We start from the raw sequence: 24,754 nt of genomic DNA, 5'->3' as shown, positions 1-24,754 counted from the left end.
GAGCAATGGAGACGACTTCACAGCTGTGCGCTGAAACGCATCACTGTCGACAAGGAGAAGAACGATGAAAACACTGCTTCGCACACGGACCGCCACCATTCTCTCGGCCGGAGCGATCGGGCTCATGGCACTGAGCGGCTGCTCGGGCATGGGTTCGGATTCGGGAAGCGAGAAGTCCGGTTCGGATTCCGGCAGCTCCGAGTCCCAGCCGGCGGACTCGAATGAATCCCAGATGCCCGAGGAGTCCGGCGACGCTTCGATGGAGGACAGCGACCTCGTCGGCTCCGGCTGCAGCTCCTATGCCGAACAGAACCCCAAAGGCGCCGGCTCCGTCGAGGGCATGGCTGAGGATCCGGTCGCCACTGCGGCCTCGAACAATCCGATGCTCTCGACCCTGACCAAAGCGGTCTCGGGCGAACTCAACCCGGATGTCGACCTCGTCGACACGCTCAACAGCGACGAGTTCACGGTCATCGCCCCGACAGACGACGCCTTCGCCGATGTGCCGAAGGACGACCTCGACGCCCTGGCCGAGGACTCGGACGAACTCACGAAGGTGCTGACCTACCATGTCATCCCCGGTCAGCTCTCCCCCGATGAGATCGCCGGCGAACACAAGACCGTCGAGGGTTCGAAGGTCGAGGTGTCCGGTAAGGGCGAGGACATGAAGTTCGACGACGCCGAGCTGGTCTGCGGTGGAGTCAAGACGGCGAATGCCACCGTGTACATGGTCGATGCCGTGATGATGCCGGAGAAGTGAGCGGAGCACTGCATCCGATAGAGGCTCACAGTGCAGTGGCCGGGAATCGATCCTCCGACCGGAGTTCGGTCCCCGGCCACTTCCTCGTTCGCCTTCTCTGCCGTGCCCGCATCTCAGTCCACGACAGCAGCGCTCGCGCCACCGCAGATCAGCACACGTCGGTCCATCACACGCCCGACCGTCACCGGCAGGAGTGAGCGGCCTGTGCTGGGGTGGCATGATGGAGCAATGAGTTCTGATGCCCCGACGGAGGCTTCCACGGATTCCACCGGCGATCTCCTGATGCGCATCGCCGGCGGCGACCGAGCAGCGTTCGAGCGCCTGTTCACCGATCAGTCCCGTCTCCTCCTGGCTCTGATCCTGCGGATCGTGAAGAGCCGGTCTCTGGCCGAGGAAGTCCTCCAGGAGTGCTTCGCCGAGGTGTGGACGCGCTGCGGGCGATTCGATCCCGAGCGCGGCACGGGCAGAGCATGGCTGATCACGCTGTGCCGCAGGCGAGCCATCGACTGTGTGCGCAGCGTTCAGTCCCAGCAGGATCGTGACTTCGCCGATGGTCTGCGCTCCTCCGCGGAGACAGGCGATCAGGTCGAACAGACGGTCATCGACCGGGCCGAGTCCGACCGCACCGTGACTGCCCTGAAGGTCCTTCCCCCGGAGCAGTCCACGCCGATCGTCATGGCCTTCTACCAGGGACTGACCCACGCCCAGATCTCGGAGAATCTCAAGGTGCCGCTGGGTACCATCAAGTCACGGATCAGAGACGGAATGAAGAAGCTGCGAGACGAGTTGGAGGCGAGCCGATGAGCACCGATCGTGATTATCTGGCCGCCGGCCTGGCCCTCGGCGGGCTCAGCGATGCCGAACTCGCCGAGGCACGTGCCCTGTCCGATTCCGATCCGGATTTCCGAGCCGAGGTCGCTGCCTATGACGAGGTCATGGCGGAGACAGCAGGATCTGATGAACCGGCCGAGGTCAGTGCCGCAGCTCGTGCGGCGATCCTGCGGATCCCCGAGACCCATGAGCAGGAGACCAGCGCCGAGGTGCAGACCGGAAGACCGGCCGAGTCGTCGCCCGAACCGGCATCGACGTCCGAATCTGCGCCGCCGGCCGAGCCGGTGTCGTTGGCCGAGCGTCGGGAGCGCAGGGGCGGACGCCGATCCTGGCTGCCCTACGTCGCCGCGGCGGCCGTCCTCATCGTCGTCGCTGGTTTCGGAGCGACGATCTGGCAGCAGAATCAGCGTCAGAACGAACTCGAAGCCGATCTCGCGGCGACGCAGCAGCAGCTCGACGAGTCCACTCGACTGATGGAGGCGACCGATCTGCGCACGAGCACCGCCGAGCTGCCGGAAGGCGGATCGGTCACCGTGCTCTCCTCCGAAAGCCAGCAGCTCATCCGACTCAGCCCCAACGACGTCGGACCCGCCCCTTCGGGCAAGTCGATGCAGATGTGGGTGATCGGCGATTCCGGTCCTGAAAGCGTCGGTCTGATGTCGGACAAGGCGGTGACCATCGCCGACGAGAAGTTCTCCGCCGGCAGCGTCTTCGGCATCACGGTCGAACCCGAGGGCGGCTCGAAGCAGCCGACCACGGATCCGATCGTCGCCATCGACCTGTAGCCGCTGCTGGGAGTAGGCTCACTCGCATCAGCGGCGAAGGAGCTCACGATGACCGAATTCGCATGGGACCCCGACTCCTACCGGGCGCTCATGGCCGAGGAGATCCCCGACTACCCACGCCTGCAGGCCGAACTGACCGCCGCCGCGATCGAACACCGGCCACGGACCGTCCTCGACCTCGGCATCGGCAGCGGACTGACGGCGAAGAACGTCGCCGAGGGACTTCCCGAAGCCCGCATCCTCGGCATCGACGCCAGCGCCGAGATGCTCGCAGCCGCCGCACGGACCCTCGATCCCGAACGCGCCGAGCTGCGTGAGAGTCGGCTCGAGGATCCGCTGCCGCCCGGTCCCTTCGACCTCGTCATGTCCACGCTGGCGATCCATCACCTCGATGGGCCCGACAAGGCCGATCTCTTCACCCGCATCGCCGAGATCCTCCCCGCAGGCGGCAGGTTCGTGCTCGCCGACCTCATCGTCCCCGCCGATCCTGAGGACGTGGTCACCCCGATCGACGGAGTCGAGGATACTCCCAGCACCCTCGAAGATCAGCTGGCCTGGCTCGCCGAGGCGGGGATGAGAACCCGTGTGCACTGGCGCCACCGCGACCTCGCGGTGGTCAGTGCCAAGAAGCAGCCGATGGCCCGCGCTCCGCGGTGAGCCCGCATCGCGTGCGCAATCCAGTGGGCTCGCTTCGCGCGCTCAGTGCCCCAGAGTCTCCCTCCTGAGCCGGAAGCGTCGCCGCCTCTTTCCCCACGGAGACGGATGCCCGCACACGCGCGCGATGTCTAAGCTGGAGGAATGAGTGGCAGAGACGAGTCGGCGGCCTCGGAGTTCGGAATCCTCACACCCGAGGACCGGAACCCGAAGCGGTCCGATGTCTGGCTCGTCGCGGGGCTGGCCGCCGGTTCGATCGTCTTCGCCGTGCTCTACGCCGGCAGCGGGTTCTGGGACTTCACGTCCCCGCTGTGGGTCACCTGCCTGCTCTCGGTGGCCGTGGCCGTGCCCCTGCTGTGGAGACGACGTCACCCGAATCTCGTCGCCTGGTTCACCGCCGCGCTCTATGTCACTGCGCAGATTCTCAAGGTGATGGAACCCGGAGTCTCGCAGATCATCGTCTTCATCTCCGTCTACGCGATCGGCGCATTCCGCCGCAGCCGGCGGACGGCCTTCATCTCCCGATGTCTGCTGTGCCTGGCCATCTTCGTCTACATCATCGTCGCGGCGATGCTGCAGTACGGCGACCTCGGAGACATGACGCTGCTTCAGTTCGCGGCCGCGACCGGCGTCTCTTTCCTCATCAACGTGGCCTTCTTCGGCGGGGCGTGGCTCTTCGGAGATCGTGCGTGGACTCAACGGCTGCTGTTGGCCGAGCTTCGGGCTGCCAATGCAGAGGTCCGTGAGCAGGAACAGCAGCTGACCCGGCAGGCCCTCGACCTCGAGCGTGTGCGCATCGCACGGGAACTCCATGACGGGGTCGCCCACCATATTGCTGGCGTCGGCATCCATGCGGCCGCCGCGCGTCGCAGCCTTGAGAGGAATCCCGCCAAAGCTCGGGAGTCCTTGCAGGTCATCGAGTCGTCCACGCGCGAAACCGTGGACGAACTGCGGGCCCTCGTCTATACCCTGCGTGATACTCAGTCCTCGCCGGGCCCGGACGATCGGGCCGACGCAGAAGCTGCGACGATGACGACGCACGGCAACCCCGGCCTCGGCGACCTGCCCGAACTCATGGAATCGGCGCGGCGGTTCGGGCAGACGGTCGAGTTCACGACGATCGGCACCGTGCGAGAGCTGACCCCGATCACCGAGATGTCGATCTATCGCGTCATCCAGGAATCGCTGACCAACTGCTCGCGCCACGCGGGAACCGGCGCCGAGGTGGATGTGAGGCTGCGCTACGGCACCGCCGAACTCGAGGTCGAGATCAGTGATGCCCGACCCAGCGGCGGTCCCGCACCGATGAGTTCCCGTGAAGCGCCGCCTGCGGGAGAGGGGCTGGGGCTGGGCATCGTCGGTATGAGGGAGCGCATGAGCGCGCTCGGCGGCAGTCTCGAAGCCGGTCCGAAGTCCCGCGGGGGCTGGCTGGTCAGGGCCCGCATCCCCTATCCGCGCAGCACCGCCGAGGCGGTCGAGCTCGAGAACCCAGCGACCGAATATCCAGCACCCGAGAACCCAGAGAAGGCATCGAGATGATCCGAGTCCTCCTCGTCGACGACCAGTCGATGGTCCGCACCGGCTTCCGCACGATCCTCGAGAGCGAGGACGGCATCACCGTCGTCGGTGAGGCCGAGAACGGCCGGATCGCCATCGATCGCGCCCTCGAACTCTCCCCGGACGTCATCTGCATGGATGTGCAGATGCCTGTCATGGACGGGCTCGAGTCGACCGCGGAGATCGTCCGCCGAGGCGCCGCCGGCGCCGTCCTCATGCTCACGACCTTCGACCGCGACGACTTCCTGTTCCGGGCGCTGGCGGCAGGGGCCAGCGGGTTCCTCCTCAAGACCGCCGAGGCGGAGCAGCTCATCGCCGCCGTCGTCGCCCTGGCCGGAGGCGATGGCCTGCTGTCTCCCGAGGTGACCCGGCGCGTCATCGAACGCTCGGTATCCACGCCGGAACCGACCGCCCCCTCGGCGCCGGAACTCGAGCGGCTGACCGAGCGGGAACTCGAAGTGCTTCGACTGGTGGCGACCGGAGCGAGCAATGCCGAGATCGCCGGCTCGCTCTTCGTCGGTGAGGCGACCGTGAAGACCCATGTGTCGAACCTGCTGACGAAGCTCGACCTGCGCGACCGCATCCACGCCGTGATCTGGGCCTACGAGAACGGTGTCGTCACGATCGGCCGGTACGAGGACAGGCGCTGATCCGGCGCGTAAGCCTGCCATCTCGGCTTCTCGCCTGTCCCCACTCCCCCACACAGGGGGTCGCAATATCACCCGCAAGGCTGATCCCCCGAGGCCGATCTCCGCATAGCGTTGAGGCATGATCACCCTGGACAGCATCAGCCGCAGCTTCGGCGACAAGCAGGTCCTGCACGACCTCAGCTTCGACATCGGCGATGGTCGGATGACCGGATTCGTCGGATCGAACGGTTCGGGCAAGACCACGACCATGCGGATCCTCCTCGGGGTGCTGGCCGTCGACCGCGGACGCATCACCGTCGACGGCGAACCGATCACCCCGGGCCACCGCAGCGCCATCGGCTACATGCCCGAAGAGCGCGGCCTGTACCCGAAGATGCCGATCATCGACCAGCTCGTCTACCTCGCCCGCTTCCACGGGCTGACCCGCCGGGCCGCGAAGGCGCGCGGACTCGAGCTCCTCGAACAGCTCGAACTGAGGGGCGAGCCGACCGACACCCTCGAATCCGTCAGCCTCGGCAATCAGCAGAAAGTCCAGATCGCGGCCGCCCTCATCCACGACCCGCAGGCCCTCGTCCTCGACGAGCCCTTCTCCGGCCTCGACCCCGCAGCCGTCGAACGCACCCTCGACGTGCTCACCTCCTTCGCCGCCTCCGGCGCCCCGGTGCTGTTCTCCAGCCATCAGCTCGACCTCGTCGAACGCCTCGTCGACGACCTCGTCATCATCAATGACGGCCGCCTCGTCGCCGCCGGCACCACAGAAGAGCTGCGCCGCCAGCGCAGCCTGCCCGAATGGACCCTGCAGGCCGATGCCGACCTCGGATGGGTGCGCGGGGTGCCCGCGGTCTCCGTCGTCGAACTCGACGGCAACTGGGTCCGCTTCACCGCCCCAGATTCCGCAGCGGCCGAAGCGGTCCTGCGACAGGCCCTGAGCGTGTCATCGGTCTCGTCCTTCGCCCCGCACGAGGTCGCGCTCAACCGACTCTTCCAGGAGGTCACACAGTCATGAGCCGGGCAGTCACGCACAGGGCAGGATTCACCACCGCCATGGGCCTGGTCATCGAACGCGAGATCATGGTCCGCCTCAAGTCCAAGGCGTTCATGATCTCGACGATCCTCTCCATCGTCATCCTCGGCGTGCTCGTCGGGGTCTCCGGGACGCTGCCCACTCTGTTCTCCTCCACGGACAAGGTGGCGGTCACCTCGGCGTCGGCGCAGGCCGTGGCCGGCATCGAGGACATCGAGCCCATCGAAGTCGACGACGCAGACGAGGCGAAGGCCCTGATCACCGCCGAGGAGGTCGAGGCGGCCGTCCTCGAGTCCCCGAACTCGCCGACCGGGCTCGCCGTGCTCTCGCTGCGCTCGGCACCGGAGTCACTCATCGCCTCGCTCAGCCTCACGCCTGAGGTCGAACTCCTCGACCCCGACGCCCCGGATCCGACGCTGACATACTTCATCGGGCTCGGCCTCGGCCTGGTGTTCTTCATGGCCGCCATGACCTTCGGCAACACGATCGCCTCCTCGGTCGTGGAGGAGAAGCAGTCACGGATCGTCGAGATCCTGCTCGCGTCCACCTCGGCGCGGGTGCTCATGTTCGGCAAGGTCATCGCGTGCACTGTCCTCGCCTTCGCACAGATCGGGCTCACCGCGGTCGCGGTGCTGACCGGCGCCGCCATCAGCGGGAACGATCTCGTGCTCGGCAAGGTGGTCGAGCCGATCGCCTGGTTCGTCCCGCTCTTCGTCGTCGGCTTCGTCATGGTCGCCGCCCTCTACGCGGCCGCCGCGTCCATGGTCTCGCGCACCGAAGACCTGGCTTCGACGAGCACGCCGATCATGATGCTCATCTTCCTGCCCTATATGGGCGTGATCATCTTCTCATCGAACGAGACCGTCATGGCCGTGCTGTCCTACATCCCGTTCTCGGCGGCGGTCGCGGTGCCGATGCGCGTCTTCCTCGGCACGATCGCATGGTGGGAGCCGCTCGTCTCCCTGCTCATCCTCATCGTCACCACACTGCTGGCGCTGCTCCTGGCGACCCGCATCTTCGAGCGCTCGATCCTCAAGTCGGGACCGAAGCTGACGTGGGGCCAGGCGCTCAAGCGGTGACGGGCTGAGGCCTACAGCCAACCGTTCTCCGCGGCGATCCGGGCGGCATCGGCACGGTTGCGAGCGTTCGTCTTCCCGATCGCCGAGGACAGCCGATTCCGCACGGTCCCGGCGGACAGGAACAGCTGAGCGGCCACCTCGTCGACGCTGGCCCCGTCCGCGGCTGCGCGGAGCACATCGGTCTCCCGAGCCGTGAGCGGCGAAGCCCCGTGCATCGTCGATTCGACGACGAGCTCGGGGTCGATGACCGACATCCCGGCCATGACGCGTCGAATCCCGTCGGCGAGGTGGTCGACCGGGGCGTCCTTGACCATGAATCCGCTGACCCCGGCATCCAAGGCTCGCTTGACCCAGCCGGGCCGGCCATAGGTCGTGACGATGATGACCTTGACCTCAGGAAACTCCACGTTCAGGGTCGCGGCGACAGTGAGACCGTCGGGTTCGGGCATGTCCACGTCGAGCAGTGCGACATCGGGGCGGGCCTCGGCGACGGCGGGCACGACCTCGGCACCGCGGGTGCACTGGGCGACGACCTCGAAGTCGGACTCCATTCCCAGCAGAGCGGCGAGCGCCTCACGGACCATGGTCTGATCGTCAGCGATGAGCAGCGTCGTCACCGGCCTCACCTCCCTCTGCGTCGAGTTCGACGGCATCTGCGCCCCCGCAGGGACGGCCGACGTCCACCTCCGCTCCTTCGACGATGAGTTCGAAGCCGTCATCGGTCCGCTGTGTCCGCAGGCTCCCGCCGAGTGCGAGGGCCCGACTCCGCAATCCCTGCAGCCCGGAGCCGGCACCCACCTCGCCGAGGTTGAGCGTCGCAGCCGGGTGCGCGGGGGCATCGTTGCGGCCGTTGTCGTTGCTGATGGTCAATCGGTTCCTCTCGAGGACGATGATGACCCGTCGGGCACGGGCGTGCCGGAGGATGTTCGTGCTGCCTTCGCGCAGGCTCCAGGCGAAGAGTTCCCGCAGCCGTGGGTCGACGACCTCGACCGAGGTCGGGGCTTCGACCAAGATGTCGGCGGCCCGCAGCGCCCGCGTCGCTTCGACGAGTTCCTCGGCCAGGGAGACCATCCGTGTGCCCTGCACGGTCGTGCGGACGTCGGCGAGCGCGCTGCGGGCGAGTTCTTCGATCTCGGCGATGTGGCGGGCGGCGTCCGGGGAGCCGGCGGCTTCGAGCTTCGCCGCCAGCTGAGCCTTGAGCGCGATGACGGTCAGCGAGTGCCCGAGCACATCATGGACGACCTGGGACACGCGCAGACGTTCGGCCTCCCGTTCGAGCCTGTGGTTCTCCACCTCGGCCGCACGGGCCGCTCTGGCACGGTCCCCCGCCATGAGAGCCATGACCATGGCGAACCCGGAGATCGAGATTCCGAAGGTGGAGGACCAATCATGAGTCCACCCGGGCACGAGACGTTGAGCCGCCTCGGCGACGAGGAGGGTCGAGGCCGCGATGATGACCCCGGGGACGACCCTGCGGATGGCAACGACGGCAAGGACGGAGATATAGGCGAGGAAGGACAGCGCCTCCTCACCGACGATCGGAACAGCCGCAGCGGTGATGACGATCATGCCGACGATGGAGGCGTTGACGACGACGAGGGCCTGACGCGTCCGGCGGGCTCGCGGGTTGCGCATCGTGCGGGCGAAGGTGCCCAGGCCGATGCCGCCGGCGATCATGCCGATGTAGAAGACGACCGCAAAGAGGACTGTCAGGCTCACACCCCAAATCCACTGTGTGCCCTCGTGCTGGATCGAACCCGCGAGCGGGTAGGCGAGGAAGACGAGCCAGAAGAACGGGAAGAACCAGCTCATGAAATTCAGCGGACGCAGCCCGGCAGGCGAGGACTCGGTCCTCGCCTCGCCGGTGGTCTCGTTCGCGGTCACTGGTTCCTTCCTCCGTCACTGTGCCCTGGCTGCATCGTGTTCGCCGTGTGCTCCGGTCGCGATTCCACGGGCCGGTCCGCGACCTGGCCTCCGCTGGCGGCCACCGCGCTCACACTCGGGCGGTGTCCCGGCGCAGGGCCCAGGCCGAGCCTGCGACGAAGATCCCCAGCCACACGATGACGCTGACGATCGCCCAATGATCGTAACCCCCGCCGAGCGGTGCCCGGGCGATTTCGCCGACTCCATACGCCGGGGTGAAGCGGGCGATCGTCTGCAGAGTGTCCGGCCAGATCTCCAAGGGGACGAAGAGTCCGCCGATGAGCGAGAGGATTCCGAGGACCATGCTGGCGACCTGGATCGCGTTCTCCGCCGGCAGCAGGTAGCCGAGCATGACGCCGAAGGCCGCGAAGACCCCGGAGGTGAGGATGACGAGGAGGCCGGAGGCGATGAGTGTGCCCAATGGTGCGTGGACACCGGTGACGGCGGCGAGGACGAAGACGACGATGACGGACACCGCACCGAGGGCCATGGACACGATCACCTTGATGAGGATGTAGGCCGCCGGGTGCAGGGGTGTCAGTGCGAGCTGGCGGCTCCAGCCGAGCGCCCGTTCGACGGCGACCTGCGCACCGCCGGTGGTGGTGGCGATCATCGCCCCGTAGGTGGCCAGGGACACCGAGATGTAGAGCGCGGCGTTCGTGTTCCCGAGCATCTCGTCCTTGTTCGTCAGTCCGAAGATGAGGTAGAAGACCGCGGGCATGATCATCGTGAAGATCAGTGTGCGCCGGTTGCGCAGCTTCCGCAGCAGTTCGAGCCGCAGCAGGGTGAGGGAGAATCCGCCGAGGCGGGGCACCCGTCGGTTCTCCAGTGAGGTGAGGAACGTCGCCGAGGCGGGGCCCGGTGCCGTGCGCGAGCTGACGGTCCCGGTCGGTCGGGTTGAGTGCTGAACGGACATGTCAGGCTCCTTTCGAGGTGAGGCTGATGAACGCGTCTTCAAGCGAGTGAGAGGTGATCTCGAGGTCGGTGCAGGCGTTGTCGAAGAGCGTCTTGGCCGCCGCGTCCGAGTCGGTGGTGCGCATCTTCAGTCGTCTGGCCGCCACTTCGATGGATTCGACTCCGGCCAGACCGGCGAGGCGGTCGAACAGTTCGCTGACTCCCGCCTCGCTGGTGTCGTCGGTCAGCGGCAGGGTCGCGCTCACGGTCTTCGCCGCGGTCATTCCACGGATCTCGTGGGCAGGTCCGTCGGCGACGACGGTGCCGTCTGCGACGAGGACGACGCGGTCGGCGAATTCGTCGGCCTCTTCGAGGTAATGGGTGGCGAAGAGGATCGTCTTGCCGGTCAGGGCGTCGGCGCGCATCTGGTGCCAGAAGTCACGGCGGCCGGTGACGTCCATTCCCGTGGTCGGTTCGTCGAGGACGATGAGGGCCGGGTCCGGCAGCAGGGCCATGGCGAAGCGCAGCCGCTGTTTCTGTCCGCCCGAGCACTTCTTCACCACGGCGTCGGCGATGTCGGTGATCCCGGCGCGCTGCAGGACGAGGCCGGTGTCGAGGGAGGAGGCGAAGATCGCGGAGGTGTAGTCGACGGTTTCGCGGACGGTGAGGTCATCGAGCAGACCGCCGGTCTGCATCACCGAGCTGACGAGACCGAGGGCGACCGCCCGCCGAGGCGGCATGCCGAAGATCTCGACCGAGCCCTCGTCCGGCTGCGAAAGACCCAGCAGCATGTCGATGGTCGTCGTCTTGCCGGCCCCGTTGGGTCCGAGGAAGGCGACGACTTCACCGGGGCGGATGGCCAGGTCGAGGCCGTCGACGGCTTTCAGATCGCCGAAGCTCTTGCTCAGGTGATTGAGGCTGACGGCTGCTGGGGAGTCGGTTGTCGTCTGGCTCGGAGGGGCTGAAGTGGGTGTGTGAGTCGGTGTCTGCGAAGTCATGTCCACAGACTAGAAAACAGCACTCGCCTGCACTGATGCCATTTGTCACCGAGTCAGTGGTGTCATTTGTCAGCGGTTCGCATCGCGGGCGAGGACTCCGGCGCGAAGAATGGCTGGTCATCGGTGCCGCCATCTTCTTTGGCGTGGCCGCGATCATCGGCGGATCGGCCCTGGTCCGCATGGCCAAGCGCCGCGGGATCCTCCCCGCCTGAGAACCGTAAGAACGCGGACGGTGCCGGACGCTCCCAGCGAAGCGTCCGGCATCGTCCGTCATCTCCACAGGTCGACCTGGCAGAGTGAGCCCATGGAACCGCTCGAACTCCCGCTGACCACCGACCGTCTGCGCCTGCGCACGTATGTCGAATCCGATGCCGAGGCGCAGCTTCCGATCTTCTCCCGTGAGGACGTCGCCCGGTTCCTCCTCGAGGATTCTTGGACCGCCGAGGTGGCCCGGACGAAGATCGTCGAACGGATGCGACGTACGGGGCTCGAGACCGAATCCCGTGCCCTTGCCCTCGTGATCGAGACCGCGGACGGACTCGACGACATCGCAGGCTCACACGTCATCGGCAATATCTCACTGTGGTTCGATTCGGATTCCCAGGAGAAAGCGGAGATCGGCTGGATCCTCGATCCCGCAGCGGGCGGCCACGGTTTCGCCACCGAGGCGGCCATCGCGGTCCTCAACGTCGCCTTCGACCACTACGGTCTCCACCGGGTCGTTGCTCAGATGGACGCTCGGAACACCTCCTCGGCGAAATTGGCTCGAAGGATCGGCATGCGGGAGGAAGCGCACCTGCGCAAGGACTGGTGGTCGAAGGGCGAATGGACGGACACCCTCATCTTCGGGATGCTCTCCACCGACCGCCAGACGGCCTGACTCTCGGCCATCTGTCCGACTCGACTTTCTGAGATCTCGGACTCTTTCTCCCGGCATCCGTTCTCTGCCGCCGTATCGGTGTGAAAGTCTGATGTGGCCCTGGGGCCGGTCAGACGATCAAACAGGCAAGGTGACCTCGGGCAGTCGAGAGAAGAGGACAGCAGACACCGATGGCTCCAGCCGACAAGGACCGCAACGAGGCGCTCCATACCGACGAAACCGCGAACGGACACGAAGAGAACGTCGGTCTGAGAAGGGGCCTGACCGCCCGGCACATCCGCTTCATGGCCCTCGGCTCAGCCATCGGCACCGGCCTCTTCATGGGCTCCTCCGAGTCGATCCAAGCCGCAGGGCCGGCTGTGCTGCTCGCCTACATCATCGGCGGTGCCGCCGTCTTCATGGTCATGCGCGCCCTCGGCGAGCTGGTCGTCCGCCACCCCGTCTCCGGTTCCTTCGGCCAGTACGCCTCCCGCTACATCCACCCCTTCGCCGGATTCCTCGTCGGCTGGACCTTCGCCTTCGAAATGGTCCTCGTCGCCGTCTTCGACGCCACCGCGATCGGCGTCTACATGGGCTTCTGGTTCGCGGGAGTCCCCCGCTGGATCTGGGTGCTCGCCGTCGTCTTCTTCATCGCCGCCCTCAATATGATCGTCTTCGGAGAGCTCGAATTCTGGTTCGCCCTCATCAAGATCGTCGCGATCATCGCCCTCATCGCCGCCGGCGTGGCCATCATCATCTTCGGCTTCGGCATCGCCGACCACGACCAGCTGGGTCCACAGGCTCTGTTCGACCACGGCGGCTTCTTCCCCAACGGGTTCTGGGGACTGCTCTCATCGTTTACCATCGTGATGTTCGCCTTCGGCGGCATCGAGATCATCGGAGTCACGGCCGGAGAGGCGCAGAATCCGAAACAAGTGCTGCCGGCCGCCATCAACTCGGTGCCGGTGCGCATCCTCCTCTTCTACGTCCTCACCCTCGGCGTGATCATGTGCACCCTGCCCTGGAACCAGATCACCTCCGAGATCAGCCCCTTCGTCGCGATCTTCGATTCCGTCGGCTTCAGCGCAGCCGCCGCCGTCCTCCAGGTCGTCCTCATCACTGCGGCCCTGTCGGCCATCAACGCCGATATCTTCGGTGCGGGCCGGATGCTCCACGGACTCGCTGAACAGGGGCAGGCTCCACGTTCGTTCGCCCGCACCTCGCGCAGCGGCGTGCCCGTGACGACCGTGGTCACGATGATCGTCGCGCTCCTTCTCGGCGTCGTCCTCAACTACCTCTACCCCGACCAGGCGCTGTTCCTCCTCGGTGCGCTGGCGACCTTCGCCACGGTGCTCGTGTGGCTGATCATCCTCGCCTCCCATATCCGGATGAAGAAGGTGATCGCCCAGGAGGCGCGCCTTCCCAGCGAATTCCCGATGCCGCTGTGGCCGGTGGGCTCCTCGATCACCGTCGCGTTCATCGTCTTCGTCGTCGTCATGGTCGGCATCGTCCCCGACTCCCGCCCGGCGCTGTGGGTCGGTCTGCTGTGGGTGGCTGCGCTGTGGCTGTGCTACCTCGCCTTCGTCCGCGGCCATGGCCGCCGACCCTTTGATCTGACCGATCGTACCGAACCCATCACGGCGTCCGGGCAGAACTGAAGACCCGGCTCGCGACGGTCCGCCACGCCGTCGCCTCACGGCGTCCGACGCCGCAGAGTGAGCGAGCCGACGATGATGGCGCCGACGATCCAGCAGGCGATGAAGAGCACCCGCAGCCAGATATAGGCATTGTCCTCATCTCCGGTCGAGACCGCCCCGAGCGCATCGATCGCATGCGACAGCGGCAGCCAGTCGCCGATCACCTCGAGCATATTGGTGGGGATCACCCGTCGACGCCGCGAGGCTGACTGCTCCACCTCCCGAGCCCGAGAAGACTGAGACCGGCGACCAGGACTGTCACAACGGCGAAAGTGATCGTCGAGGTGACGAGCCCTGTCACGAGTGCGAGCGCGCCGACGCCGATGATCGGCGCGGACATGGCCAGGTAGGCGAGGATGAAGTACGAGGTCGTCACGGCCGTCCTGTTCGACACCTCGGTCACGGCGGTGATGGCGCGCATGCCCGTCGTGAAGAGGAAGCCCTGCCCGGCCCCACCGAGGATCGCCGAGGCGACGAGCAGCAGGGTCGAGTCCGCCAGGAGCGCGATCGACAGGGAGGCCATGCAGGCGATCTGAATGATTCCTCCGAATAGGACGAGAGTCCGGTCTGCCAGCCCCTGGAACAGCAGCTGGCACGCAGCCGAGGCCCCGAAGAGCGCGAAGACGACCGCGCCGATGACGGCCGCGGATCCGATGCCCAGGGTCTGCTGCATGAAGCTCGGAGCCACGGCCGAATACAGTCCGGCGATCGCGAAGCTCGCGACGGCGCCTGGCACCGCACGGAGGAAGACCGCCCGTGACTCGGGCGGGATGGCGGGCAGCTGCAGGCGCAGGGAATGGGAACGCGAGAGCGCACTCTCCCTGACGCCCAGCAACGCCGCTCCTGCGAGCAGAAGGAGGACGGCGTGGATGAGGAACGGCGTGAACAGAGGGCGCGGCAATGCCTCGGCGACCGTTCCCGACATGAGGTTGCCCAATCCGAGGCCGCCGATGTTCGCCGCCGTGGCCAGTGACGTCGCGAGCCTGCGCCTGCCGGGCGGAGAATTCTCGAGCACTGCGACAGTCCCGGTGGCTGTGAAGATGCCGGCTGCGATCCCGGATAACACCCTTCCGGTGTAGAGCAGACCGAGATGATCACCGCTCATGAACAGCCCCGCCGAGGCGAGGGAGACGAGGACGCCTGCGGCCAGCAGCGGCTTGCGGCCCCAGGCCTCCGAGAGCCTGCCGAAGAAGACGAGCGCGGCGATGACGGCTCCGGCGTAGATCGAGAAGAGCAGCGTGGTCTGTGTGCTGCCGAACCCGAACTCGACCTGATAGCGCGGGTAGAGCGGCGTCGGCAGAGTGGTGCCGATCATGACGACCGCGAACACATAGGTCGCTGCGGCCAGCGTCCAGCCGGTGCCCGACCGATTGCCGACCGCAGCATGGTCAGCAGCTGTGCTGCGCTTCATCTCTGTCTCCCCTCTCGGACCGTTCGCTTCCTCTTCTCCGCCTGGCTTCCCGACTTGTGTTTCCCGATCCTCACAGGTCGGGACGGCGCCGGGCATATCCGGTGGCGGCCTCGAAGCAGCGGGCGATGCGGAGCACTGTGGCATCACCACCGACCGGTCCGATGATCTGCAGTCCGATCGGCAGACCGGTGGAGCTTAAGCCGGCGGGCACGCTCAGTGCGGGACAGCCCGTGGCGGAGATGAGAGTCGTCGAGTCGACCCACGCCATATAGTCCTCGATCGGTCGAGAGTTGATTCGAGTGGGAAATTCGTCCTCCGCGGAGAACGGGAGGACCTGCGAGGTCACCGTGACGAGGACGTCGTGGGTGGAGAAGTAGTCGTTCATCGCCGACCACAGCCGCGCGCGTGCCCGGTCGAAGTCGAAGAGATCGGGCGCCGTGAGCGCGAGGCCGGCGTCGACATCGGCCTGCAGGGAGGCCTTCAGCCGCCCCGGATGGGCCGCATCCACCTCCCGCAGGTTCGCCGCGAACTCATAGGCCCTGGCCGTGCGGAACACACCGCGGGCCGCACGGAGGTCCGGCACGGACACACTCAGCCGGGCGCCGAGGTCGGCGAACACCGAGGCGGCGACGGCGACCACATCCCTGACTTCGGCCTCGAGTTCGAGCAGACCATCGAGATCGAGAGAGAACCCTGCGGTGATTCCGCTGAGATCGGTCGCCTCCCCGCGCGAAGGCTCGAAATGCGGCGAGGCAGGCCCAGAGCCGGTCCCGCTGCACAGCTCCATAAGCCAGGCGACGTCGTCGACGGTGCGCGCCATGAAGCCCGGCTGGCTCAGCCACTGCCAGGGATCTTCGGGAAAGGTCCGAGGAATCCACCCGTGCGAGGGCCGGAGCCCGACGATGTTGTTGAACGAGGCGGGCAGGCGCAGTGAGCCGCCTGTGTCGGAACCGTCCCCGGCCGCCTGGACTCCGCAGGCGATGGCCGCGGCCGCGCCTCCCGAGGATCCGGCGGCCGACCGGGTGGTGTCGAAGGGGTTCCTCGTCGTCCCGAAGACGCGGTTGGCCGTGTGCGCTCCGGCCGCGAATTCGGGCACGTTCGACTTGCCCGTGGAGATCACGCCTGCCGCCTGCAGCCGAGCGACGACGGTGCTGGTCCGCTGCGGCACATGGTCGGCGAAGAGCTCGCTGCCGTAGGTCGTGCGCATACCTGCGGTGTCATGCGTGTCCTTGTGGGTCATGGGCACTCCGCAGAGTGGCGGCAGGCCCTCTTCACCGGCCGCACGCCGCCGGTCCGCCTCACGCGCCGCGGCGAGCGCGCGTTCGGGTTCGAGGGTGACGATCGCGTTCGTCGCCGGGTTGATCTCGGCAATGCGGTCGAGGTGCGCGGTCACGAGCTCGACGCTGCTGATCTCAGCGCTGTCGAGAGCGGCCGCCTGCTCGGCCAGGGACAGCCACGTCGGCGACTCCGTCGTCAACGACGACCGGCCAGGAGACCGAGGCAGACGCCGAGCAGCGCTGCACCCGCACCGACGGCGGCGCCGACGACGAAGCCGTCGCCGCAGGATCGATGGCTGCGGGCCGCCCAGGCGGCGGGAACCGCGGCATCAGCCGGTGCGGACGAAGCTGCGGGCGCGCCCGCGGCGACGGTGCCCGATGCGACAGGAGCGGCAGCACCGGAACCGGAGAGCCCGTCCGCCTCCGCTCCGGACGAAGCACCTGCGGGCGCACCCTTCTGCGGCACACCGTCGCGGATGGCCGCGTCGATGTCGGCGAAGAACTTCTTCGCGATGCGTTTGGCGACCCCGCCGAGCATCCGCTGTCCGACTCCCCCGATCGGCCCGCCGAGCACGGCATCGGCTTCCCAGGTGATGTCGCTGCCGCCCTCGGCTCCGGGAGCCAGTGCCACCGAGATGTCCGCGCCGATCGTTCCCGGTCCGCCCGCGCCCTTGGCGCTGAGCACGAACGACGTGCCCTCGACCTCCTCGGAGAAGACGACGGTGCCCTTGTATGTGCCCTTGATGGCGGCGACGCCCATGGTGAGGACGACGTCGAAGCTGCCCTCACCGGTCCGGGTGAAGCTCTCGACTCCCGGAATGGTCGCGGCGAGGATCGACTCGTCGTGGAATGCGGCATAGGCCGTCGCCGGATCGGCGATCATCGTGGCTGTGGAGGAGATGAGCATGGTTCGGATATCCTTCGGTCGGATTCAGCGGGAGCGATTGAGCTCGCCCGCGGCATGGTTAGTTCTCATATGCCACAGGGTCGAGGGGTCCAGCGGCATCGAGCGGATGGGGATCCCTTCGGCGTCCTCGAGCGCCGAGGCGATGGCAGTGGCGGCGGGAATCGTGCCGGCCTCGCCGGCCCCCTTGATGCCGAGCGGATTGAGCGGACTCGGAGTCTCGAGGTGGTCGGTCTCGACGTGGGGGACCTCGGACGCGAAGGGCATGAGGAAGTCCATGAAGGAGGCGTTGAGCAGCTGTCCGTCGGCGTCATAGGCCATCTTCTCGTACAGCGCCCCGCCGACTCCTTGGGCCACACCTCCGTGGACCTGCCCTTCGACGACGAGCGGGTTGACCATCGGTCCGCAGTCGTGGACGACACAGTAGCGGAGGATTCTGATGTCCGCGGTCTCCGGATCGGTCTCGACGATCGCGGCATGCATGCCGTTGGCCACGGTTGAGCGCAGCGGCGAGAAGAACTCCTGTTCCTCAAGCCCCGGTTGCTCTCCCGGCCCGATCGAGGGCTCGTCCTCGGCGGAGTCCTTGGCGAACTGGGTGGCCGCCCGTGCACTCTCGTCGAAGGCGTAGCGCAGCGGGTTCGACAGCACCGACACCGCCGCCAACGGCATCGACGCGCTGGGATCGCCCTTGACCTGGATCATGCCCTCGTCGATCTCAAGGTCCTCAGGATCGGCCTCGAGGGACTCGCCGGCGATCCGCAGAGCCTTCTGCCTCACCTTTTTCGCGGTGAGGTGGAGTGCGTTGCCGGCCATGACCGCTCCGCGCGAACCCCACGTGCCCACCGAATAGGGCAGCTTGCGCGTATCGCCGGTCTTAACATGGACTGTCTCGAGCGGGACTCCCAGCTCATCGGCGACGATCTGGGCGAAGACCGTCGCATGGGCCTGCCCGTGGGTCGTCAGGCCGGTCCAGACGTTCACCCGTCCGGAGGACTCGACCTCGATGTGTCCGCCTTCGTAGGGCCCGGCGCCGGTGCTCTCGATGTAGCAGGCGAGGCCGATGCCCACCCGGCGTCCCTCGCTGCGGGCCTGCTCACGGTAGGTTTCGAACTCGTCCCAGCCGACGATCGACTTGAGTTTGTCCATCGAGGTGACGAAGTCTCCCGAGTCGATGCAGCCCTCGGCTCCGTCCTGCATCCGTAGGCCCATAGGATGCGGGAAGTCGCGGACGAAGTTGCGCAGGCGCACCTCGGTGCGGTCGAGGCCGAGTTCGGCGGCGATCGCGTCCATCGTCCTCTCCATCATGAACACCGCATGGGCGCGACCGGCACCACGGTACGGGGTGACCATGACGGTGTTCGTGTACAGCGACCAGTACTCGACGCGGAACGTTGGGATCACGTACGGGCCCATGATGTGGGTGGAGGTGTTGAGCGGGACTATCACGCCGTAGGGCAGGTAGGCGCCGTTGTCATGCCAGAACTTCACGTCGAGTCCGAGAATCCGGCCCTCGTCGTCGAAGCCGACCTTGACCCATTGGGTCTGCGCTCTTTCGTGGGCGGAGGAGATGAAGTGCTCGCGACGGTCCTCGGTCCATTTGACAGTGGTCTCGAGCGCACGCGCGGCGCAGGCCACGGCGAGCTCCTCCGGCCAGGGGTGGTTGATCTTCACACCGAAGGCTCCGCCGACGTCGGGGGTGATGACCTCGACCCGGGTCAGCGGGATCTCGAGCTTGGCTGCGAGCACGGCCCGCAGACCCGTGCTCGTCTGCGTCGAGGAGTGGACCTCCAGGCTCTCCTCGCCGGGATCCCACCGTGCCACGACGCCCTTGCCCTCCATCGGCATGCAGGCGCTACGCTCGAATTCGAGGTCGAGTTCGAGGACATGGGGCGCGCCCTCGAGCCCCGCATCGACATCGCCGACGTCCTGCACGATGTGAGCGGCGACGTTGTCCTCCATCCCCTCATGGACGATTCGCGTTCCCTCGCGGGACGCTTCGACGCCGACGACGGCCTCGCGGAAGCTGTACTCGACCTCGATGCGGTTCGCAGCGTCCTCCGCGATGTAGCGGTTCTCGGCGATGACCATGACGATGGGCTCACCGACGAAGTTCACATGGTCCTTGGCCAGGGCGTAACCGGTGTGCGGGGCGACGATGGAGGGATGCGGAATGAGCATCGGCAGCCGTTCCGCGGCCTGTCCGGGCAGGTCCTCGTGCGTCCACACCGCGATGACACCGGTGACGTCGAGGGCGCCGGTGACGTCGATGTCGAGGATGTCGGCATGGGCGTGGGGGCTGCGCACGAATGCGGCTGCGATCGCCGTTCCCGAGACGTCGTCGACATACCGGCCGTGGCCGGTGAGCAGGCGTGGGTCTTCGCGTCGGGTGATCTTCTGGCCGAAGAGGCGAGTGGTCATTGCGAGGCCCCCTCTGCGCGCAGTTCGGCGGCTCGACACACTGCGGAGACGATGTTCTGGTAGCCGGTGCAGCGGCAGAGGTTACCGGATACGGCCTCGCGCGCCTCTTCCGCGGTGGGGTTCGGATTCTCGTCGATGTAGGCGTCGATGGTCGTGACGAAGCCCGGGGTGCAGAAGCCGCACTGGAGACCGTGGCAGTCGATGAAGGCCTGTTGGACGTCAGACGGGTTCTCGGGATCGTCGCCGATACCCTCGACCGTTGTGATCTCATGGCCCTGAGCCGTGACGGCGAACATCAGGCAGGAGCGCACGGGCTCACCGTCGAGCTGGACCGTGCAGGCCCCGCAGACTCCGTGTTCGCAGCCCACATGGGTGCCCGTCAGCTCCAGGTCCTGCCGGAGCACGTCCGAGAGCAGCTTCCGGTCGGGAACCTCGAGCTCGTAGAGGGTGCCGTTGACTGCGAGTCGGATGTTCGATGTCGGTTCTGTGTCGATGTCTTCGGTCATGCTCGCCTTCTCTCCGTGTCGTCACCGGTCGTCACGACCGGGCTGTCCTCGCCGCGCGAATCCGCGGCCGTGCCGCGACCGCTCGCGCCGTCGCTGCGGCACAGGCGCCGGAACAGGCGGGAGGCGATCACTCCGGCAAGGTGTCTCCGGTAGTCCGCCGAGGCGTGGATGTCTCCACCGGGGTCGATGAAGTCGCGCGCCGCCTCGGCGACCGTGGCGGCGACCTCGGAGGCATCGCTGAGCCTTGCGCCCGATACGGCTTCGCCGAGGTCGAGGATGTCGGGAACGTCGGTGACGGAGACGAATCCACAACGCAGCCCCGTCACAGTCTCGCCGTCGACGTCGAGGATCATCCCCACTCCCGCAAGCGCGTAGTCCCCGCTGCGCCGGGCGAGTTCGTCGAAGCCTGTGCGCGAACCCGCAGACAGCGCTGGGAAGATCGCACGGGTGATGAGCTCATCGGATTCCAGCGAGGTCTCCAACGGCCCGATGTTGAGTTCCTCGGCGCCCAATGTCCTCTCACCGCGTCGGCTGCGCGCCTCGATGCGACCACCGGTGAGCGCGAGGACCATCGGCATCTCGCCGTTGGGATCGGCATGGGCGATCGAGCCGACGGTCGTGCCCCGATTGCGCACCGCGGGGTGCGCAACGAAACGCAGAGCCTCGCCGAGGAGAGGGTTGGTCCTGGTGACTTCCGCGCTGCGTTCGACCCGTCGATGCGTGACGCTCGCTCCCACGCAGATCTCCTCCGAACCGTCGGCGTCCGAGACCTCGAGCTCGTCGATACCAACCACGGAAGTGATGTCGAAGAGATCGCTGGGAGCGGCCAGGCGCATGTTGAGGACGGGAACGAGGCTCTGGCCTCCGGCGAGGATCTTTCCGGTGTCACCTCGAGCGGCAAGGAGGTCGAGAGTCTCGTCGACTGTCGTCGGTCGATGGATTCGCAGGGGTGATGGCTTCATCGTCTCATTCACTCGATTCCTGACCGCGTCGGCCGCGGTCGCTTTCCGCACCATCGACAACACGTCCTTGGTGCCCTTCCCGCCCGACAGAGAGACCAGCCCCACCGGCACCGCCGTCGGAGTCGGAAAGCATGTCAGCAGGTGCCAACCGGCGGGCAACATGGTACATGACCAGCATAGATATGGTTCCCAAGGCAATTCCCGAGAGGACGAAATCCTCGCTGAAGTTCAGGCTCACATCGCCGATCGCAATGATCAGGCCCGCCGAGACAGGCACGATGTTGAGCGGGTTAGCGAAGTTCACGCGGTTCTCGATCCAGATCTTCGCGCCCAGCATGCCGATCATGCCGTAGAGGACGACGGTGATGCCTCCTAGGACACCTCCGGGTACCGCTGAGATGAGGGCGCCGAACTTCGGCGAGAGGCCGAACAGGATCGCCACCAGAGCGGCAACCCAGTAGGCAGCTGTCGAATAGACCCGAGTCGCTGCCATGACTCCGATGTTTTCCGCGTAAGTCGTCGTCGGAGAACCGCCCACGGAAGTGGCGACGACGGTTGCGACGCCATCGCCGATGACGGCACGGCCCATATACTTGTCGAGCGGGGCTCCCGTCATCTCTTCAACGGCTTTGACGTGACCAGCATTCTCGGCGACGAGGGCGATGATGCCAGGAAGCATGACGATGATAGCCGCGGCATTGAAAACGGGCAGATGGACACCGACGACTCCGGCCGCGGTGTCGGTCATGGGCGGAAATCCGATCCAGGGCGCCGTAGCGACACCAGAGAAGTCGACACGGAAGTGGGTCGTCACCTCACCAGCGGTAGCACTGAAAGAGGTGATCTGGCCGAACACCTGGTCGAAGATCCAGGACAGCACATAACCGAGCACAAGGCCGAGGAAGACAGCGATGCGACCAAGGAAGCCACGCACCCATACTGATACGAAGACGATGAAGACCATGACGATGACGGCGATCCACTGGTCCTGAGGCCAATAGGTGTTCGCAACCACCGGTGCGAGATTGAAGCCAATAAGCATGACGACGCCGCCGGTGACGACGGGCGGAAGGACTTTCATCAAAGCTGCAGAGCCGATGTAGTGGATGAACGTACCGACGAGGGCAAGGATGACGCCCGAAACCATGATCGCACCGGTGACCTCTGCGGGAGTACCTCCCTGAGCGGTGACAGCTGTGACGCCCCCGACGAAGGCGGCCGAGGTGCCGACATAGCTGGGCACCTTGCCCTTGACGATGAGCAAAAAGATGATCGTGCCGACTCCGGACATCATTACTGCCAGCTGCGGATTGAGCCCCATGATGATCGGGAAGACGAAGGTCGCTCCGAACATCGCAACGACGTGCTGGACGCCGAGCCCTACGGTTCTGCCCCACGTCAGGCGCTCGTCCGGAGCAACAGCCTGCCCAGGCGCTATGGTCTTTCCGTCGCCGTGGAGCTTCCAGGAAAACATCGACATGTGCCTCTCCTCATCGTTGAGAATTGCCGGCTCCGATACATGGTTCGTCAGTGATATAGGCCGCTTGACTCGATGTCTGCACGGTTACGGACCACTCCGACTCAGGAACCGACTCTATTGCGCCCTCGAGTCCTGTATCACGTCATTTCCTGCCAAAGAGAGACCCGGACCTTCGGCAGTCTTCGCCAACTTCCCTACTCGCAACATTCCTGCTCCGCAGATCCCGAACCCGCGCCTTCAGGGCAGCTTGACGATCTGCAGGGCGAGCGCGAGGGAGAGCCGCAGGTCCGGGTCCTCGGTGAAGGGACCGACCATCTGCTCAAGCTTGCCGATCCGGTAGCGGAGAGTGTTGTAGTGGAAGAACAGCGCCCGCGCGGTCTCGGCGACGTTGAGATTGTGGTCGAGCAGCTCCTGCAGGGTCTCGCGCAGGCCTGCGTACTCCTCCTTGGCATCAGTCGCCAATGGTCCGAGGACCTCTTCGGCGAAGTTGCGCAGCTCGGTCTGCTCCCCGACTTGGAGCAGCAGTCGGTAGACGCCGAGAGAGTCATAGTGACGCAGACCCTGACCGCGGGCGAGCTGCCGACCGACCTCGAGCGCCCGCATCGCCTCCTGATAGGCCGGTGCCAGACGCGAGACGCCCTCGGCGGGACGAGAGATCCCGACGGAGAACTGTCGTCGGCCGCCTCCCCCGTGCCCCCTCACCGAGGAGACGAATTCCTCCAAGCGACGGACGATCCTCTCTCGCGGCTCCGCTGCCAGGAGCACGATCACCTGATCGCCCGAGCCGACTACCGCCGCACGAGGGTCGAACTGGGAGACGACCTTCGTCCAAGCGTCGGCGAACAGCGACTGCATCGTGCGTTTATTGCTCGCGTCCGTGGAATCGGCTTCGGAATCCACCTCGGCGACCGCAATGCTGATCGGCCGGTCGAGGTCCCAGCCGAGCGAGTGTGCGTGGGAGAGCACCCGGTCACTCGAGGCGATGTGACCGCGCAGCACTTCGAGGACGAAGTCGGTGCGGTACTTGCTCTCGACAGCGGTGATGGCCTGCTCACGGGTGATGACGAGGGCGGCCGCGGCCGCGGCCTGCTCGAGCAGACGGAAGTCGCCCGCTCGCAGCGCCTGGGCGCCGAAGGCGACGATCCGGCCGAGGTTCGAAGCGGCGGGCAGAGTCTCGGCCGCCGGCCGCCGACCACCCTCGATGACGACGTTTCCCCAGTTCAGTGCCTCGCTCGCGGTACTGTTATCGTCTCGGCCGGATCCTGTGCGTGCAGTGTGCGCGTCTCCGCTGCCGCCTCGGGGTTCGCCGCGTCGACTGACGCCGGCGGGTTCGTCCTCGACACGGAACCGGCCCGAACGGTCGAAGCACTCGAGAGCGGAGACTTCGGCAGACGAGACCTCCGCATCGGCCGTGCGCAAACATCTCACACGGCCGTCAAGCGTCGTCACCGCAGCGGCCACGCCCGTCCACTGCGCGAGCATGCGGCACACGTCCTCGAGGTCCCCGCCGCCGACCACAACATCGACGAGTTCGCGCATCGACGCCTCCGTGCGGGCGATGACCTGAGCGCGCCGGTCGAGATTGCCGGTGAGCACCTCCTGCATGATTTCGTCGAAGCCGACGTCCTCGCCGAGGTGGATGAGCGGCAGGCCGAGGGCATCCGCGGCTCTCACGGCAGCCTCGGGAATCTGCTCGAGATAACGCCCGGATTTGAGGCCGATGGCCGCCAGTCCGTGCCGGTCGAAGGTCTCGAGCAGACCCGCGAGGTCCTCGGGACGGTCACGGATCGGATACGCGGTCGTGAGCATCAGCTCCCCGGGCTTGACCCAAGGCAGGATGTCCGGGACCTCCATGACGTTCGACAGCTCGACGACTCTGTCGAGACCGGCGGCACCGCCGATGAGTCTGGCCCCACGCATGCTCGGCAGGCTGAGCACATCCGCCACGGTGAGGGATTCGGCGGAGAAACCGTGTCCTACTCCCGCGTCGAATGTCAATTCCTGCTGACCGAATCCCGAATCCTTGGCATCATTTGACATGCATTGACGATAACAGGGCGGGATACTCTGTCGAAATGAGGTCTC

At 66.3% G+C, this 24,754-nt stretch carries 24 protein-coding genes; 11 read left to right on the top strand and 13 right to left on the bottom strand.

Going from position 1 to position 24,754, the window contains the following annotated elements:
- Positions 1 to 64: 64 nt before the first annotated feature.
- The 8 genes from IHE57_RS01105 (at position 65) to IHE57_RS01070 (ending at position 7,340) form a co-directional block, all read left to right on the top strand.
- Positions 65 to 760 (top strand): fasciclin domain-containing protein, encoded by a 696-nt coding sequence (locus tag IHE57_RS01105; RefSeq protein WP_209370203.1) that lies wholly within the window; start codon positions 65 to 67, stop codon positions 758 to 760.
- A gap of 228 nt (positions 761 to 988) precedes the next feature.
- A complete protein-coding gene (locus tag IHE57_RS01100; RefSeq protein WP_209370201.1) occupies positions 989 to 1,564 on the top strand; it encodes a sigma-70 family RNA polymerase sigma factor in 576 nt (191 codons plus the stop codon).
- Positions 1,561 to 2,376 carry an anti-sigma factor gene (locus tag IHE57_RS01095; protein WP_209370199.1) on the top strand — a complete coding sequence of 272 codons (816 nt, stop codon included), beginning with the start codon at positions 1,561 to 1,563 and terminating at the stop codon, positions 2,374 to 2,376. Before IHE57_RS01100 ends, IHE57_RS01095 begins: the two co-directional genes overlap by 4 nt.
- A 48-nt stretch (positions 2,377 to 2,424) precedes the next feature.
- Entirely contained in the window at positions 2,425 to 3,033 is a 609-nt protein-coding gene (locus IHE57_RS01090) for a class I SAM-dependent methyltransferase (RefSeq protein WP_209370197.1), read from the top strand.
- 141 nt (positions 3,034 to 3,174) lie between these two features.
- Positions 3,175 to 4,569 carry a sensor histidine kinase gene (locus tag IHE57_RS01085; protein ID WP_209370195.1) on the top strand — a complete coding sequence of 465 codons (1,395 nt, stop codon included), beginning with the start codon at positions 3,175 to 3,177 and terminating at the stop codon, positions 4,567 to 4,569.
- Positions 4,566 to 5,237 (top strand): response regulator, encoded by a 672-nt coding sequence (locus IHE57_RS01080; RefSeq protein WP_209324341.1) that lies wholly within the window; start codon positions 4,566 to 4,568, stop codon positions 5,235 to 5,237. Before IHE57_RS01085 ends, IHE57_RS01080 begins: the two co-directional genes overlap by 4 nt.
- A gap of 118 nt (positions 5,238 to 5,355) precedes the next feature.
- Positions 5,356 to 6,243, top strand: coding sequence for an ABC transporter ATP-binding protein (locus IHE57_RS01075; protein ID WP_209370193.1), 888 nt, complete (start codon positions 5,356 to 5,358; stop codon positions 6,241 to 6,243).
- A complete protein-coding gene (locus IHE57_RS01070) occupies positions 6,240 to 7,340 on the top strand; it encodes an ABC transporter permease (protein ID WP_209370191.1) in 1,101 nt (366 codons plus the stop codon). The genes IHE57_RS01075 and IHE57_RS01070 overlap by 4 nt, the downstream gene beginning before the upstream one ends.
- Before the next feature lie 11 nt (positions 7,341 to 7,351).
- Here IHE57_RS01070 and IHE57_RS01065 read toward each other — a convergent pair whose 3' ends face one another.
- The 4 genes from IHE57_RS01065 to IHE57_RS01050 all read right to left on the bottom strand — a co-directional run bounded on the left by IHE57_RS01065 (position 7,352) and on the right by IHE57_RS01050 (position 11,155).
- Positions 7,352 to 7,957 carry a response regulator transcription factor gene (locus IHE57_RS01065; RefSeq protein ID WP_209324344.1) on the bottom strand — a complete coding sequence of 202 codons (606 nt, stop codon included), beginning with the start codon at positions 7,955 to 7,957 and terminating at the stop codon, positions 7,352 to 7,354.
- Positions 7,935 to 9,224 carry a sensor histidine kinase gene (locus IHE57_RS16635; RefSeq protein WP_209370189.1) on the bottom strand — a complete coding sequence of 430 codons (1,290 nt, stop codon included), beginning with the start codon at positions 9,222 to 9,224 and terminating at the stop codon, positions 7,935 to 7,937. The genes IHE57_RS01065 and IHE57_RS16635 overlap by 23 nt, the downstream gene beginning before the upstream one ends.
- Before the next feature lie 109 nt (positions 9,225 to 9,333).
- Positions 9,334 to 10,179 carry an ABC transporter permease gene (locus IHE57_RS01055; RefSeq protein ID WP_209370187.1) on the bottom strand — a complete coding sequence of 282 codons (846 nt, stop codon included), beginning with the start codon at positions 10,177 to 10,179 and terminating at the stop codon, positions 9,334 to 9,336.
- A 1-nt stretch (position 10,180) separates the two neighbouring features.
- Positions 10,181 to 11,155, bottom strand: a complete 975-nt coding sequence (locus IHE57_RS01050) for an ABC transporter ATP-binding protein (RefSeq protein WP_209370185.1) — start codon at positions 11,153 to 11,155, stop codon at positions 10,181 to 10,183.
- Between the two features lie 35 nt (positions 11,156 to 11,190).
- Here IHE57_RS01050 and IHE57_RS01045 point away from each other — a divergent pair, with 35 nt between their 5' ends.
- The 3 genes from IHE57_RS01045 to IHE57_RS01035 all read left to right on the top strand — a co-directional run bounded on the left by IHE57_RS01045 (position 11,191) and on the right by IHE57_RS01035 (position 13,672).
- Positions 11,191 to 11,367 carry a hypothetical protein gene (locus IHE57_RS01045; protein WP_209370183.1) on the top strand — a complete coding sequence of 59 codons (177 nt, stop codon included), beginning with the start codon at positions 11,191 to 11,193 and terminating at the stop codon, positions 11,365 to 11,367.
- A 92-nt stretch (positions 11,368 to 11,459) separates the two neighbouring features.
- Complete coding sequence (locus IHE57_RS01040; RefSeq protein WP_209370181.1) at positions 11,460 to 12,035, top strand: GNAT family N-acetyltransferase; 576 nt, start codon at positions 11,460 to 11,462, stop codon at positions 12,033 to 12,035.
- 170 nt (positions 12,036 to 12,205) lie between these two features.
- Positions 12,206 to 13,672: an amino acid permease gene (locus IHE57_RS01035; RefSeq protein ID WP_209370179.1), complete on the top strand. Its 1,467-nt coding sequence runs from the start codon at positions 12,206 to 12,208 to the stop codon at positions 13,670 to 13,672.
- A 35-nt stretch (positions 13,673 to 13,707) separates the two neighbouring features.
- Here the strand turns inward: IHE57_RS01035 and IHE57_RS01030 are convergent, their stop codons facing one another.
- The 9 genes from IHE57_RS01030 to IHE57_RS00990 all read right to left on the bottom strand — a co-directional run bounded on the left by IHE57_RS01030 (position 13,708) and on the right by IHE57_RS00990 (position 24,709).
- Positions 13,708 to 13,899: a hypothetical protein gene (locus IHE57_RS01030; RefSeq protein ID WP_209324350.1), complete on the bottom strand. Its 192-nt coding sequence runs from the start codon at positions 13,897 to 13,899 to the stop codon at positions 13,708 to 13,710.
- Positions 13,896 to 15,122, bottom strand: coding sequence for an MFS transporter (locus IHE57_RS01025; RefSeq protein ID WP_209370177.1), 1,227 nt, complete (start codon positions 15,120 to 15,122; stop codon positions 13,896 to 13,898). Before IHE57_RS01025 ends, IHE57_RS01030 begins: the two co-directional genes overlap by 4 nt.
- A 70-nt stretch (positions 15,123 to 15,192) precedes the next feature.
- Positions 15,193 to 16,599 (bottom strand): amidase, encoded by a 1,407-nt coding sequence (locus IHE57_RS01020; RefSeq protein ID WP_209370176.1) that lies wholly within the window; start codon positions 16,597 to 16,599, stop codon positions 15,193 to 15,195.
- Positions 16,596 to 17,306: an SRPBCC family protein gene (locus IHE57_RS01015; protein WP_209370175.1), complete on the bottom strand. Its 711-nt coding sequence runs from the start codon at positions 17,304 to 17,306 to the stop codon at positions 16,596 to 16,598. Before IHE57_RS01015 ends, IHE57_RS01020 begins: the two co-directional genes overlap by 4 nt.
- Before the next feature lie 24 nt (positions 17,307 to 17,330).
- Complete coding sequence (cutA, locus tag IHE57_RS01010; protein WP_209324354.1) at positions 17,331 to 19,721, bottom strand: aerobic carbon-monoxide dehydrogenase large subunit; 2,391 nt, start codon at positions 19,719 to 19,721, stop codon at positions 17,331 to 17,333.
- Positions 19,718 to 20,227 carry a (2Fe-2S)-binding protein gene (locus tag IHE57_RS01005; RefSeq protein WP_209324355.1) on the bottom strand — a complete coding sequence of 170 codons (510 nt, stop codon included), beginning with the start codon at positions 20,225 to 20,227 and terminating at the stop codon, positions 19,718 to 19,720. The genes cutA and IHE57_RS01005 overlap by 4 nt, the downstream gene beginning before the upstream one ends.
- Positions 20,224 to 21,189: an FAD binding domain-containing protein gene (locus IHE57_RS01000; protein ID WP_209370174.1), complete on the bottom strand. Its 966-nt coding sequence runs from the start codon at positions 21,187 to 21,189 to the stop codon at positions 20,224 to 20,226. Before IHE57_RS01000 ends, IHE57_RS01005 begins: the two co-directional genes overlap by 4 nt.
- Before the next feature lie 4 nt (positions 21,190 to 21,193).
- On the bottom strand, positions 21,194 to 22,669 hold the full coding sequence (locus IHE57_RS00995) for a uracil-xanthine permease family protein (RefSeq protein WP_209324357.1): 1,476 nt from the start codon (positions 22,667 to 22,669) through the stop codon (positions 21,194 to 21,196).
- A gap of 237 nt (positions 22,670 to 22,906) precedes the next feature.
- On the bottom strand, positions 22,907 to 24,709 hold the full coding sequence (locus tag IHE57_RS00990; RefSeq protein WP_209370173.1) for a PucR family transcriptional regulator: 1,803 nt from the start codon (positions 24,707 to 24,709) through the stop codon (positions 22,907 to 22,909).
- Between the last annotated feature and the right edge of the window lie 45 nt (positions 24,710 to 24,754).

The sequence above is a fragment of the Brevibacterium renqingii genome (assembly GCF_017808105.1).
Taxonomy (GTDB): domain Bacteria; phylum Actinomycetota; class Actinomycetes; order Actinomycetales; family Brevibacteriaceae; genus Brevibacterium; species Brevibacterium renqingii.
Note: the sequence above shows the minus strand (reverse complement) of the source record. Positions and strands in the feature narration are given on the sequence as shown.